This is a genomic window from Olivibacter sp. SA151, from assembly GCF_054130995.1.
In genome coordinates this window covers 548,538-561,472 of the sequence record NZ_CP096391.1, presented here as the reverse complement: position 1 = coordinate 561,472, position 12,935 = coordinate 548,538, and the positions used below count along the sequence as shown (strand labels likewise).

The window sequence follows — 12,935 nt, the reverse complement described above, 5'->3', positions numbered from 1 at the left end:
TAAAGAAGGTAACAACAGACGAAAAGGGAAATACGGTAACGGAAAAGTTAAGTGTAAAAACGACGCGTTTATGTGTAATTTTTTTATATTATAATTTATTTATCCTCAACTTTATATAGGATAAGGTGACACGATTATAACTCTTCATGCCCATGAAAATAATCAAAAGCAGATCAACCATTGTCGAATATCAGGTAGACACAAATTTTTTTAATGCCGAGCGAGGTATTATTACTCATTCTTTCCTTACAGCTTATACTCTAACACAACCGGACACCGAAATTGCTTCATTTCTAATCACAACTGAATGTAATTTCGTTGAGCAGGATAACCAAGACCGATTTATTCATTTTAGGTCACTGACCAAAACGGATGTTTTGCTAGGAAATCATTCAGACGTGGATGATATGCTTACTCACATGATTGACCTGAGAAAAGCAGGCCTGGAATTTATCCTCTCAAACTGTCTAGACAGGCAAGAGCGTCTCACTATGGCTCCAACGACTGGATTTGGACCAACCTTCAGAGAGATTCTGGATCGAAAAATACGTCAAATCAAAAATACAATCGAATAATAGTTCATTTATGCATCCCTAGTTTTCCAAATTTATGAAACAAAAACTGAACCTAATCCTGATAACCGTCATTATGATTGTTATCTCCCCTGTAAGGAAACCACAGTGTTATATTGTTCGTTGTATCGGAGAAGTTGAAATTTTATAACGACAATAGTAGGTAAATATGGATGATTTAAGTACGTCAATCCTGGCGGTGCCTTATTGCGGCAGGGGCAGCATTCTTATTTGAAAATGCTATAACCTGATTGTTTTATGCTAAAATATAAACATCAATTGTTAAAATGTGTGAAGTTTTGCCTCTATACGTTTTATACATTTGTTCACAGTAGCGGATATCACTATCTCGTTACGAAACAAACCAATTATTGACCGTATTAATCCAAGGGCGTAAAAAAAACAATGCTGACAAAAGTGAGCGTAATTTTTTATTAATCAACCGTCATAACATTATGAAAAAGCGTCCCCATTTCCCTGACGATTAGCGTTAAATGCTAGCACTAATTTTTTATTAAGTCATTTTATTATTTTTTAAATACTTCATTTATGAGGAAAGGATTACTATTGTCTTTTTTGTCGCTCTATCTCTGTGGATGGACGCTAGCGCAGGAAATTAAGGGGGTAATAAAAGATGAGGCTAATTTGCCGCTCCCAGCAGTCACTATAACAGTTGAAGGCAAAAATCGACTTACGAAAAGTAATACCGACGGAAGTTTTTCCATCGCTGCGGCAGAAGGTGACAAACTCAACTTTTCACTAATCGGCTTTGAGAGAAAAACAGTTTCTATCACCAATCAAGGCGCACTCACGATTATCCTGAAAGAATCATTGAGCCAGTTAGAGGATGTTGTGGTCATCGGTTATCAAACGGTTTCAAGGAAAAAGAATACCGCCGCGATCTCCAGTATTTCCGGTAAAGAGCTTGAAAATCTCCCTGCTGCCAGTTTTGATATATTACTTCAAGGACGACTTGCCGGTGTGAATGTGCAGAACTTTACCGGCCAGCCAGGAGTTGCATCTTCTGTTTCGGTTCGCGGTACAACCGGCATCAGTACAAGTTATGATCAGACAGCGATTTTGAACAATCCATTATACGTAGTGGATGGAATACCACAGCCGGCCGAGCAATACGCCAGCATGAATACAGGTACCGGCACTAATTACCTCGCTGGGCTGAACCCAAATGACATCGAATCGGTTGATGTGCTCAGAGACGCTTCCGCAGCTGCTATTTATGGCTCCAGGGCTGCGAACGGCGTCATTTTGATCACCACCAAAAAAGGTAGAAGTGCCGAACCGCAAGTGGTGTTCAATGCTTATGCGGGTGTAACTATGCGGCCTGACTTAAGGGACATTACGCTGGGATCAATTGAACGCCGTCAAAAAATGAAGGTCATTGAAAATCAGGTTGCCTACGCAGACCAACGGAACTTGCCCTTTTTGTTGACCGACAGTTTAAATCCCGCTTTCAATGGTCGTACAAACTGGCAGGATCTGTTTTTTAGAAGGGGCTTGGTCCGTAACGGCGATATTAGCTTGAGTGGTGGAGGGAATGGCCAAATGAGTTATAGATTTAGCGGTGGTTATTATCAAGAAGATGGTATAATACGGGCAACTGGTTTGACAAGGTATTCCACGCGCCTTAATCTGTTGAGTAACGCGATGAAAGAAAAGTTGACCATTAATCCCATAATCGCTTATACACGCTTATCTCGAGCCCGAGGCAGCGGAGATGATGTGTCTCCTCTTAAAATCGGCGCGGGTAACATGCCTACATCGCTTCTCAATCTGTCGGACAGTAAAAGAGCGTTCTTGTTAGGTTCCTACGATGACAACCTGGATCAAAATATAGATAATCAATTGAGCGTCAATCTAAATTTGACCTATCGATTTAGCCCAAAGTTGCAATTAACGTCTCAAACATCCTACCTTAACAACAACAGAAGAAGAGATCAAACAGCTACGAACGAGCTGAATAGTGGCCAGGGAAACTCCTCCTTAACATTTAGCTCCAACCAGGACAACTTCCTCACATCAAATTATTTTTCTTACAATAATACCTTTAGCAGGCATACCCTCAGTGCCATTTTGGGACAGGATATCCAATACGATAAATATCAAACAACTTCGGCATCCGGTTGGTACGGAGTGTCAGACCAGATACAGGTTATAAATGGTTTTTTACAAAATAACATTACTGCCGGCTCCAATTATCAGTCATGGGGCCTGCTGTCATATTACGCGCGACTGAGTTATGATTTTGATGGCAAATACCTGTTCTCCGGGAGTTTACGCACAGACGGATCCTCCCGTTTTGGAAAGAATAACAAGTGGGGATATTTTCCGGCAGCGTCTGTTGGCTGGCTACTATCGGAAGAAAATTTTCTGAAAGACAATCCAACAATTTCCATGCTAAAGCTAAGAGGTAGCTATGGCACTTCCGGTAGCCTGCCCCGGCAAAACTACCTACAATATAATTTATATAATGTGAATGCTGCTGGTTTTGCAGGCAATTCCGGTGCTGCTTCTTACAACGGAGTGGCATCCATTATTCCAAATTTTGTAGACGGGGTGGCACAAAAAAACCTAAGTTGGGAAAAATCGAAACAGTGGAATATCGGAACCGATCTGGAACTCTTACAGGGCAAATATTCGGTCACGTTTGATGTGTATAACAAGGAGAGTTCACTGCAACTATTTGCGGTAGAACTGCCGGTTACAACAGGTTATGACCGGGCGTTTACCAATTCAGTGGGTGTGCGTAATGCAGGCTTCGACCTGATCCTTAATGCAAACCCGCTGCCACAAACAAGTAAGATCAAATGGATGTCGAATTTCAATATCTCATACAACAAAAATTCGATTTTAAACCTGCCCAATGGCGGACGGGACCTTGTACTGGCAGGCGACCGCTTTAACAAGTCGCATATCTTATCAGTGGGAAGCCCTATTAACATGTTCTACCTCTATCAAACCCTGGGAGTATATTCTACGATTGATGATATCCCAGTCAATCCCTATACCGGCGAACGATTCAGGAACAGCAATGGCTTCTATAATCCGGGCGATTTCCAGTTTGCAGATCTGGATGGTGATTATTTTATTGATGTCTTTAACAGTGGTATCAATCCGGACAAACTTCCTATTGGTGACCCAAACCCCAAGTGGACGGGCGGGTGGAACAATACTTTCTCCTATAAGAATTTTTCGTTAACGGTATTCTGTACGTTTACCTTCGACCGGGACGTGCTTAACCTGTTCGAATCTGATGCTTTTTCAAACGCTACCTCTGGCGGTGCCATCCAAGCTTTCGCCAATGTATCCATTCCGGACCTGGATGCCATCGACATTTGGCGAAATCCGGGAGACAGGGCCACCTATGCAAAGATGGATATTGGAAGTTACCGCTATTATTACACCTCTGACCAGACATTTTTTCTGGAAAAAGGTGATTATTTTAGGGTAAAGAACATTATTGGGTCTTATGATTTCGGCAAGAAATTTCTGAACAAAACCGGACTTGGCCGTTTCCGTGTATACGGCATTATGGACAATGTGCTTATGTTACAGCGTTCAAAAAAATTGCCGGATGCCGAGGCGGTTAATCAATATGGAGAATATAACGGAGGCGGATATCCAATACCACGTAAGTTCACATTAGGTCTGGAAGTAACATTTTAATCGATAACCATCATGAAATCAATATATAAAATTGGACAAATTCTCTCATGCGGTGTTATAGTGATGGCACTGTTGAGCTGTTCCAAACTCTTGGAACAAGAACCTAAGAACTCCACTTATGTCGACGAGTTCTGGCAAAGCTCGCGCGATTTGCGTAGCGGTATTGCCGGGAACTATGCTTTGTTACGCGATGCGGTAACTAGTGGCAATAGCAACATTGGCCGGTATTATATGTATGGCGATGCGATTGCTAAGCAATACTTTACCATTCAATATTCAGGAGACGGGCTTGAAGGCATACAGGGAGGTGATTTTACCTTCCAGTACAATATCCAGTCGCTTGGCAACTGGACGAAGTACTTTAAATCAATTGCCATGGCGAATGTTATTCTAAAACAGGTTCCGATGTTATCGGATGATAAGTTGCTGGATGTGGATGACCCGGTAGCCTTCAAAAATAACATCATTGGCCAAGCTTATTTCTTGCGAGCGCTAACGTACTTTATGATGGTCCGGGTTTGGGGCGATGTACCGATTGTACTGGAGGCCTACGATGATCCGATCAGCGCACCTCAATTGCCAAGAAGCCCGAAAGAAGAAGTCATGAAACAGATCGAAAAAGATTGCCATGAAGCGGCAAAATTGCTCACTTGGGGCTATGAATCTGCAGCAGAAGCCCAAGTAACGGCTAACAAAGGGTCGGTTTATGCCTTGTTGGCTCATTTATACCTTTGGAGAGCAACTACCACCAATCTTTCCTCATCGGATCCGATTATGACAGATGTGGAAAGCGCTGATACTACGTTAAATCAACTGATCGCGAAGGGCAATTACCGGCAAACCGATACGGCGAACTATTATAACACTTTTATAGGTAGATCGCAAGAGGGCATTTTCGAGCTCAATATGAGTGAAGATTCAAGAGAAGGGTCTTCACAACATATCGGAACATTTTTTCTACGATCGCAACAGATTGGTTACTATGGAACCGATTCGCGCTTTTACGTACCTCCGAATTATCTAACCAATCATTTTACCAAACTTACCAGGGAATGGGGATGGGTATGGAATACCACACTTAATCAATGGGAATGGGTGGAACAGGAGCTAAAGGTATTGGATACAGCTGACATACGCTACCGTAAAAATTTTACGGCAGTGAATACGGACCGGCCAACCTGCATTAAATATAGTAACGTCGTCTTTCGTAATCCGGGTCAAAAACTAGATGCTTACCTGAGCAATAATCTGATCGTTTTTCGCTATAGCGACATGCTGCTGCTGAAAGCCGAAATTGCCTTATATAAAAACAATGTACCGGAGGCCATCCGGATTATTAACGGTTTCAGGACTAGAAACGGAGCCTCGCCCGAAGCGCTTCTGAGCAATACCTTAACAAAGGACGAAGCCATGTACGAATATATGATAGAACGTGGTAAAGAATTGTTTTTGGAAGGACACTTATATTACGACCTGATCCGTACGAGGCAGTATCCGCAATTTATTGATTGGCTATCCGAGTCGCGTTTTTCTCAAGGTGGTTTTTACTGGCCCGTTGACCCCGACTTGTTCAGAAATAATAATCAATTAACACAAACAAGCTATTGGAAAGGTAAGGTTTAACCGAAGTTAAAAGAGAGAACAATGACTAAAATCTATATCAAATATATTATCCTTCTATGTAGCATAGGGGTAGTATTTTTCGCCTGTGAAAAAGATGATTATATACGAGATGGAGGGCCCAGCGACGCTTTTGTTAATATGACTACCTATGATTACTTAAAAACGAATTCCAAATTCGACTCGCTGGTAAAAATGATTGACCACGCCGGCCTAAAAGATGAGATAAACGGGAATGTCACGTTTTTTGCAACGACAAACTATGGTGTGGCAGACTATGTAGCCGTTAAAAAACAGGAAAAAGTAATAGAAACCGGCGATGAAAATATTTCTTTTGGCATCACGGATATACCGGCGGCCGAGCTGCGGGATTCGCTGAAAATATATCTTTTCGATGGCAAAATTAATCGGGAAGATATGTCAACAAAAGGTAGCTTGTATGATAGCAAGCTAGGCCCTATAAATAATATAAAGTTCATGATCAAATTGCGCAGAACCCGAGACTATAGTGCCTATTTGGATTATGTGGACTATGTCAATTTTACGAAGGTGATCGGATCGGTAGATACAGATGAGCAGGATCCGGAGAATATCCCCGAGCGTGAAAAAGATATTTCTGTGGATTGCCAAACATCCGGAATTATCACTACTACGGGAATTCTCCACGTGTTAAGTGGGAGCCATCGATTGTTCTTTAACGCGCAATCTTTTAGCAACTGATGGACATGACATAGTAATACATATTGCCAATGAAGGGTGTTGATGAACAGTTTAAAAATTACACAAATGAAAAAAATTATTTTAATATCAAGCGTACTGCTGCTCACCGTGCTTGTTTCCTGCAAGAAGATAGAACCGGGTTTTCTGAGTGAGGGAATTCGTTACAAAGACAATACGATCCTTTGCAAAAGAGGTATGACCTTGACGCTTTCGGACAGAATCAATGCCGACGGTTCCACGCCTCCTTATACATTTAAGATGCTTAACCTTCGAAATAAGGAGACCGGACAGCCCGCTCCTGAAGAATTCTATAAAAATTACGAACTTCTTGTATTTAAATCCGGAATGGTGTTTAATGCGGAAACGGATACCACGGTCGATTTATTGAACGCGAAAAGAGAAGTTGTAAACAAGCCTCCCATGGAATTTAATACGAATAGCGGACAGTTAGCTTTTAACCGAGCGTCATCAAATCTACCGTTGGGAGATTATGTGTTTGATGTGGAGATGACAAACTCGAAGGGCACCAGATTGTATGAAAATTTTGCGCAGATTAGTGTAGTGGATCCAACAATTGAGGACATGTTTACCGTAACGTATCAAGCTGCTACAGGTTCGAACAGTTCAGAGGTGTTCACCACAACTACCGCTCCGAAGTTGAGCTGCTCCAAGGTCTCAAATGAGGGAGCAAGGGTGATTTTGAAAATTGTCGACAAAAACGGGAATGCCTTTAATCCGGCTGCAGGGGAGGTAATTAAAAGAGGAGATAGGCCAACCTTTGAAAATCACGCAAGGTTTAACCCGGTGATTACCACCGATACGGCAATGATCTGTGATTTTGAGGTGGCGCCATTTCCACTGACCGCTTATATAACGCCGTCCACTGATTGGGGATATTTGATGTATTACCGCATTCCGATGGCCTATGCGAGTATAGATGGTATTCCCAACAATAACGTGAACCCGGTATTTGGATTCCGAATGCTGATGGAAGGCACCTACGTGGTAGAAGTGAAATTGCCAAGTGTTACTCGCATTACACCCACGGGCATATAGTAGAATGCTGAACACAACCTACCGGAATGTATAATTGGAGGCGGCGGTGGCATTGCTTACCGGGGCGACAGTGAGATTCTATTGCTGTACCATCGCTGCCTTCACAATCGAATTGCTATCGCCCCTTTCCTTCTCCAACACATCAATTAACTTCATCAGAAGTGCATCTTGTTCCTTATGTGCGTTAATTGATGGATTTATCCAACCGTTAATGATCCGGCAGCAACAAAACGAAATATTAAGGCATGAGACCGACCCATCAAAGCTACCTCAATCTATTCTCCAAACCTAAAATCACACAAAATCAAAACGTTAATGCGGTTACCCTATGCATTATGTGGTTTACCGCTCTAATTTAAAATTTCCTAAATTTTTATTACTTTTGTGGTAACATGCACCTACGATGAATAAGCTTATAGTTAAGCACGGAAGATAAATGGCACGGGGAACATCGTGAAAGCGAAATTTATGAGGATTAATAATAAGGCCTTTCTATTCCTTCAATATCTTCCAATAGCCGCCTTTCATCCCTTCCCTTTGAATATACCCCTTATCTTTAAGAGCATCTAAAAGCTTCTGTACAGCCGATTCATTGATATGAAGTTGTTCTGCAATCTCTTTCCTTCCAATAGTATTGCGATTTTTAAGCATCGAAAAGACCTCTTCTTGCCTACTTGTTAATGGTTCTGTTTGACCACCTTTCTGACCACCTTTCTGACCACCTTTCTGACCACCTTGAATCTCTTTTGCAGACAACCAAAATTCCACTTTTGTAAAATTGGTACCTTGTTCAAAAATTGGAGCGGTATCGGTATAATGTTTCCAGCCTTCTTCCATTTTATCAAATCCGTATCCGGCATTTTCAGCTAGATTGACTATTCGAAACAGTCAAATGACGGGATGATTTTTGGCATTCTGGAAGCGAACGATGGAAGTATTTGGTTTGGCACATTAAACGGGGTGTATCGTTATGATGGTTAAAACTGTAGATGAGCAGATCGAACTTTTGCAAGATAGGACATCGAATAGTTCTGATTTAATTCACTTGTCGTTTAAAGCTGCAGAACAAAAAATTCTGCTTGGTATTGAATGGCGTAGTATGGTCTTCCGTAATGCACTTTAATTTATCAAAACCATTTTCGAGTTCTGCTGTCAAAGTTTGCTCGTCGTACTGCTGTATATCCAGTCCACTACACTTTGTTGGTCCGTTTGTTGAAAACGTACCAATGGTCATATAGCCGCTTACGCTCTGCCTTGCAATATCGAGGTACTTCGCTACCTGTTCTTTGGTTGTCAGAAAATGAAATGTTGCCCTGTCGTGCCAAATATCAAAAGCCATTTCGGGCTCAAACTCGGTAATGTCGCTGATTACCCAATTTACTTTTTCGGCTTTGTTGCCTAAGCGGGCTTTGGCTCTGTCCAATGCTTTGGCTGAAATATCTAAAACGGTTATATTTTCATAACCGTTGTCTAGCAGGTGATCCACCAATTTGCTGTCGCCACCACCAATATCAATAATGCGAGCCGTTTTATCTACGCCGAACGAACGAATAAAATCCAGTGAAGTTTTCGGTACTTCCTGTGTCCAGCTTACCTGTTCGGGGCTTTTGGTTTCATAAACCGTTTCCCAATGCTGTTTTTTACGTAATTCTTCCATATTGCTCATTATAGGTTACCGGAATATCCTGTTTGCCCAGCTTTAGTATTTTGCCAAATGCCAGTGCGGCTTTGTGTACCTGTACTGTCCAGTCTTCTGCCGCATTGCCGTCCGCTCCGTCTGAAATGTATTTGAGGCTGAGGAAAGGGATATTTTCTTTCATTGCCACAAGAGCCAAGGCGTAGGCTTCCATATCCACCACATTGTAAATAGTGGTGGAATGTGCCATTTCAAAATTATCTCCCGTTCCGCAAACGGCTTCGGGTAGTCCGTCCATCTGCAAACCGTATTCAAGGATTGGAGGCAATCCCGACAAGGGCGTTTCGTACTGCTCATAGCCCAATCCTCTAACGTCCATATCCCGTTGTATGAATTTGGTGCAGCAGACGATGTCGCCTTTTTTGTAATGGTTGCTTCCGGCAGAACCTAAATTGACAATCAATTTCGGTTTTTCCTGCTGTATGGCTTTCATCAGGTTATAGGCTGCATTTACTTTGCCAATTCCGCATATCAGGTGCTTGTAATCTGTAAATACATCGGCTGCCTCAGATGCCAGTGCGAACGTAAACAGTACATCCTCAACAGGAAAAGCATATTTGGGGTTTATGGTAATCATCAATTCTTTTTAATGGATTAATATCCTACAAAGTTAAACTTTTAGTGCTAACTGTTCGGTCAACAATGTTACCAAAGCACCTGCGGGGAAAACACCTGACTGTCCACCTACTTTCCCGTCCTGAAATACGAATCCTCTTAACGTGAATATTCTGTAGTTGATTATTTTAAATGGGTAAGGAATCGGAGATTTTTTGAAATTATCGCTTTTCAACTACAACAAATACCAATTGGGCTACATTTCGTGCGATGACAATTAAGAATTTTACAGCTGAATTAAATCAGAACGAATATGCAAAATATTAAAGACAAAGTAGTTGCCGTTACAGGTGCAAGCGTAGGAATTGGTAAAGCCATAGCAATAAAATTGGCAGAGCATGGTGTAAAGGTTGTCTTAGGTGCAAGGAATACCGAGCCTTTGGAAAAGGTTGTTGAAAAAATTAAAAGGAACGGAGGTGAAGCTGTATGTACAAAAACAGATGTACGTAATAAAGCAGATTTGGTTCAGTTGGTAAATGTAGCCGTTACACGATATGGCAAATTGGATGTTATAGTGAACAATGCGGGTGTGGCTTGTCTCAGTCGCGTAGACGAATTAGACACTGACGGTTGGGATAATATGATTGATAGTAACATAAAAGGTGTTTTATACGGAATGGCAGCGGCAATTCCCGTTTTTAAGAAACAGCAATCGGGGCATATCGTCAATATCATTTCGACTTCGGGTATAAATATAGTGCCCATGCAAGGCGTATATGCAGGAACAAAAAACGCGGTCCGCACTATCGCAGAAGCGTTTCGGCAAGAGTCGGACGGAAGCATCCGCATTACAGGAATATCGCCTGGATATGTAAAAACAGATTTCGCGGCAAAAAGCGTAAAAACAGCAGAAATGAAAACAGCGATTTCTAAAACTGTTGAAGAACTGGCGATAAGTCCCGTAGCTATTGCTGATGCCGTAATCTACGCCATTAGTCAGCCTAAAGATGTTGAAGTTGGCGACATTGTCATTCGTCCGGCACGTCAAAATTGATTATATTAGAGCTACAAAATGCAAGGGCAATCTAACATAAATCATATGAAGAGCATCTCGCAATTAACGCGGGCATTGGGGCTTCCTGTACCATTGCATCCGTTGATCACCTTGGTTGACTACGATAAAGTTTCGGTTGAAATGCTTCCTAAAGGGCAAAAATTAGTTCTTGATTTTTATAAAATCTCTTTTAAGCACGCATTCAAGGGACAAACAAAATACGGACAAGGGTATTACGATTTTGAAGAAGGCGGATTGGCATTTTTGAAACCCAAACAAATAGTTTATTCGCCGGAAGATAAAGAAAGTTACCACGGTTTTGCTTTGTATTTTCATCCTGACCTTTTACGGCATTATCCATTGGGAAGCACCATAAATCAATACGGTTTTTTTTCTTACGATGTTTCAGAAGCCCTGTGTTTGTCGGCAAAAGAGAAAGAAATTATAGCCAATTTATTTGCTGCAATAGCCAATGAATTAGACAACAATATTGATCATTTTAGCCAAGATGTGCTGGTATCGCAAATAGATCTGTTATTGAATTATAGCCATCGGTTTTACGCTAGGCAATTTATCACAAGAAAAGCAATCAATCATGATATCATAACTTCTTTGGATAAACTGTTAAACAGCTATTTTGAAAAAGAAAACAGTTTGAAAAATGGATTACCATCTGTTAAATATATCAGTACACAATTAAAATTATCACAACGTTATTTAAGCGATATGTTGCGTTCACTTTCAGGGTTGAACACGCAACAATATATTCAGAACTTTATCATAGAAAAAGCGAAAGAAAAGTTATGTACAACCAATTTATCGGTTTCAGAAATTGCTTATGAATTAGGGTTTGAACATTCGCAATCGTTCAGCAAATTGTTTAAAATAAAAACAAAGCTTTCACCATTAGCCTTCAGGCAATCGTTTAATTGAAAACTGTCGTATCAATTCCGTTCTTTAATATTCCAATTTGTGCTCTATCTTTTCTCAACTACTTACGATAGGTCGACTGATCTATTTCAGTATTCCAGTAAGTAAATCTTGGAATTGGCGTAATCCCATACTGTTTTAAATTGCGATAAGAAGCGATACCCTAAATTCATCAGGTTCGGTTCGGTTATCGCCAGCTCTCTTCTGATAACCTGCGTGCTTTTCAGAGAAGAGAGTTCTACACCTTTTAATGTGAATTTATATTTTCCGTCGATGATCACATTCTTTATGGTCAATAATGTATCACCGACACTGTCAGTACCGGAACTTTGAACCGAACCGCGGCCTTTCAATATCTTACCGGATGGTTCATCCAATTGCAACAAGCCGTTCTGGCCTGTGTCAAATGCCCCTAAAACATTGATCCCGTCTATCGATAGTCTGACCATCGGGTGATTCGGCAACTTTCTGTTCTCAAAATTGATAACAGCCAATACTTGCTCGTCCTTCAGAAAATCCTTGCATTGGTTACGTTCAGCAGAGTTTTTATAGAAGGTGACCTTTCTGTGGATATAGTCTAGCTTAAACAGATAGCCGGTAAAGAAATCATGGCCTATGTAGCCCAGGCAATCAGGTGTGATATAGTTCTGTAGGAAATCATAGTTTCCGCTGCTGATATTCTCAAGATTTCGATAGATAACACCGTTCGTGAATCTGATTTCCCTAACGGTGTCGTTCGTATTGATCTTGAAACCATGCCCGCTGCCGGTGATGCCGGTGCTCTTCGTTTTTTTGTTGGGAAGATCGATAAGGTTATCATTTAACGATATGGACGTTCTGTAGCCTGTATCGAACATAAACTTGCCACTTACACCGTTTACCGCTCCTGAGATGAACGGGTAGCCGTTTATAAGCGTGATGGGAAAAACGACCGAGTCGCCATGCAACACAGGTGTTTTTTCAAAGACCTGCGCGCTCGCCCGTGTCCCGAAATATGTTATCGATAGTATGATCGACAAATAGCTTAGTTGAATGCGTGTCATTACTG

The 12,935-nt window shown here is 41.3% G+C and carries 12 protein-coding genes; 8 read left to right on the top strand and 4 right to left on the bottom strand.

Annotation, left to right across the window (positions count from 1 at the left end; genetic code table 11):
- Positions 1 to 152: 152 nt before the first annotated feature.
- The 5 genes from M1D52_RS02215 to M1D52_RS02195 all read left to right on the top strand — a co-directional run bounded on the left by M1D52_RS02215 (position 153) and on the right by M1D52_RS02195 (position 7,652).
- The gene (locus M1D52_RS02215) at positions 153 to 575 is read left to right on the top strand and encodes a hypothetical protein (RefSeq protein WP_437362445.1); all 423 of its coding nucleotides are present in this window, start codon (positions 153 to 155) and stop codon (positions 573 to 575) included.
- Between the two features lie 546 nt (positions 576 to 1,121).
- Positions 1,122 to 4,256 (top strand): SusC/RagA family TonB-linked outer membrane protein, encoded by a 3,135-nt coding sequence (locus M1D52_RS02210; RefSeq protein WP_437362447.1) that lies wholly within the window; start codon positions 1,122 to 1,124, stop codon positions 4,254 to 4,256.
- Between the two features lie 12 nt (positions 4,257 to 4,268).
- A complete protein-coding gene (locus tag M1D52_RS02205) occupies positions 4,269 to 5,879 on the top strand; it encodes a RagB/SusD family nutrient uptake outer membrane protein (RefSeq protein WP_437393893.1) in 1,611 nt (536 codons plus the stop codon).
- Positions 5,880 to 5,900: 21 nt separating this feature from the next.
- The gene (locus tag M1D52_RS02200) at positions 5,901 to 6,596 is read left to right on the top strand and encodes a hypothetical protein (RefSeq protein ID WP_437362451.1); all 696 of its coding nucleotides are present in this window, start codon (positions 5,901 to 5,903) and stop codon (positions 6,594 to 6,596) included.
- 66 nt (positions 6,597 to 6,662) lie between these two features.
- Positions 6,663 to 7,652: a DUF5007 domain-containing protein gene (locus tag M1D52_RS02195; RefSeq protein ID WP_437362453.1), complete on the top strand. Its 990-nt coding sequence runs from the start codon at positions 6,663 to 6,665 to the stop codon at positions 7,650 to 7,652.
- 492 nt (positions 7,653 to 8,144) lie between these two features.
- On the opposite strand, the gene M1D52_RS02190 is transcribed toward M1D52_RS02195, so the two are convergent.
- Positions 8,145 to 8,489, bottom strand: a complete 345-nt coding sequence (locus tag M1D52_RS02190) for a LexA family protein (RefSeq protein WP_437362455.1) — start codon at positions 8,487 to 8,489, stop codon at positions 8,145 to 8,147.
- Between the two features lie 33 nt (positions 8,490 to 8,522).
- Between M1D52_RS02190 and M1D52_RS02185 the strand changes: the two genes are divergently transcribed.
- Positions 8,523 to 8,633, top strand: coding sequence for a two-component regulator propeller domain-containing protein (locus M1D52_RS02185; protein ID WP_371719633.1), 111 nt, complete (start codon positions 8,523 to 8,525; stop codon positions 8,631 to 8,633).
- A 55-nt stretch (positions 8,634 to 8,688) separates the two neighbouring features.
- Here the strand turns inward: M1D52_RS02185 and M1D52_RS02180 are convergent, their stop codons facing one another.
- A complete protein-coding gene (locus M1D52_RS02180; protein ID WP_437393894.1) occupies positions 8,689 to 9,309 on the bottom strand; it encodes a class I SAM-dependent methyltransferase in 621 nt (206 codons plus the stop codon).
- Positions 9,293 to 9,925 carry a 5'-methylthioadenosine/S-adenosylhomocysteine nucleosidase family protein gene (locus M1D52_RS02175; protein WP_130854941.1) on the bottom strand — a complete coding sequence of 211 codons (633 nt, stop codon included), beginning with the start codon at positions 9,923 to 9,925 and terminating at the stop codon, positions 9,293 to 9,295. The genes M1D52_RS02180 and M1D52_RS02175 overlap by 17 nt, the downstream gene beginning before the upstream one ends.
- A 291-nt stretch (positions 9,926 to 10,216) precedes the next feature.
- On the opposite strand from M1D52_RS02175, the gene M1D52_RS02170 reads away from it, so the two are divergent.
- Together M1D52_RS02170 and M1D52_RS02165 are read left to right on the top strand one after the other, a co-directional pair.
- A complete protein-coding gene (locus tag M1D52_RS02170; protein ID WP_437393895.1) occupies positions 10,217 to 10,957 on the top strand; it encodes an SDR family oxidoreductase in 741 nt (246 codons plus the stop codon).
- 45 nt (positions 10,958 to 11,002) lie between these two features.
- Positions 11,003 to 11,890 (top strand): helix-turn-helix domain-containing protein, encoded by an 888-nt coding sequence (locus tag M1D52_RS02165; RefSeq protein WP_377611862.1) that lies wholly within the window; start codon positions 11,003 to 11,005, stop codon positions 11,888 to 11,890.
- 86 nt (positions 11,891 to 11,976) lie between these two features.
- On the opposite strand, the gene M1D52_RS02160 is transcribed toward M1D52_RS02165, so the two are convergent.
- Positions 11,977 to 12,930 (bottom strand): hypothetical protein, encoded by a 954-nt coding sequence (locus M1D52_RS02160; protein ID WP_437393896.1) that lies wholly within the window; start codon positions 12,928 to 12,930, stop codon positions 11,977 to 11,979.
- Between the last annotated feature and the right edge of the window lie 5 nt (positions 12,931 to 12,935).

Coding starts and splice junctions, on each gene's coding strand:
- M1D52_RS02215 (WP_437362445.1), top strand. CDS start 153: ATGAAAATAATCAAAAGCAGATCAACCATTGTCGAATATCAGGTAGAC.
- M1D52_RS02210 (WP_437362447.1), top strand. CDS start 1,122: ATGAGGAAAGGATTACTATTGTCTTTTTTGTCGCTCTATCTCTGTGGA.
- M1D52_RS02205 (WP_437393893.1), top strand. CDS start 4,269: ATGAAATCAATATATAAAATTGGACAAATTCTCTCATGCGGTGTTATA.
- M1D52_RS02200 (WP_437362451.1), top strand. CDS start 5,901: ATGACTAAAATCTATATCAAATATATTATCCTTCTATGTAGCATAGGG.
- M1D52_RS02195 (WP_437362453.1), top strand. CDS start 6,663: ATGAAAAAAATTATTTTAATATCAAGCGTACTGCTGCTCACCGTGCTT.
- M1D52_RS02190 (WP_437362455.1), bottom strand. CDS start 8,489: ATGGAAGAAGGCTGGAAACATTATACCGATACCGCTCCAATTTTTGAA.
- M1D52_RS02180 (WP_437393894.1), bottom strand. CDS start 9,309: ATGGAAGAATTACGTAAAAAACAGCATTGGGAAACGGTTTATGAAACC.
- M1D52_RS02175 (WP_130854941.1), bottom strand. CDS start 9,925: ATGATTACCATAAACCCCAAATATGCTTTTCCTGTTGAGGATGTACTG.
- M1D52_RS02170 (WP_437393895.1), top strand. CDS start 10,217: ATGCAAAATATTAAAGACAAAGTAGTTGCCGTTACAGGTGCAAGCGTA.
- M1D52_RS02165 (WP_377611862.1), top strand. CDS start 11,003: ATGAAGAGCATCTCGCAATTAACGCGGGCATTGGGGCTTCCTGTACCA.
- M1D52_RS02160 (WP_437393896.1), bottom strand. CDS start 12,930: ATGACACGCATTCAACTAAGCTATTTGTCGATCATACTATCGATAACA.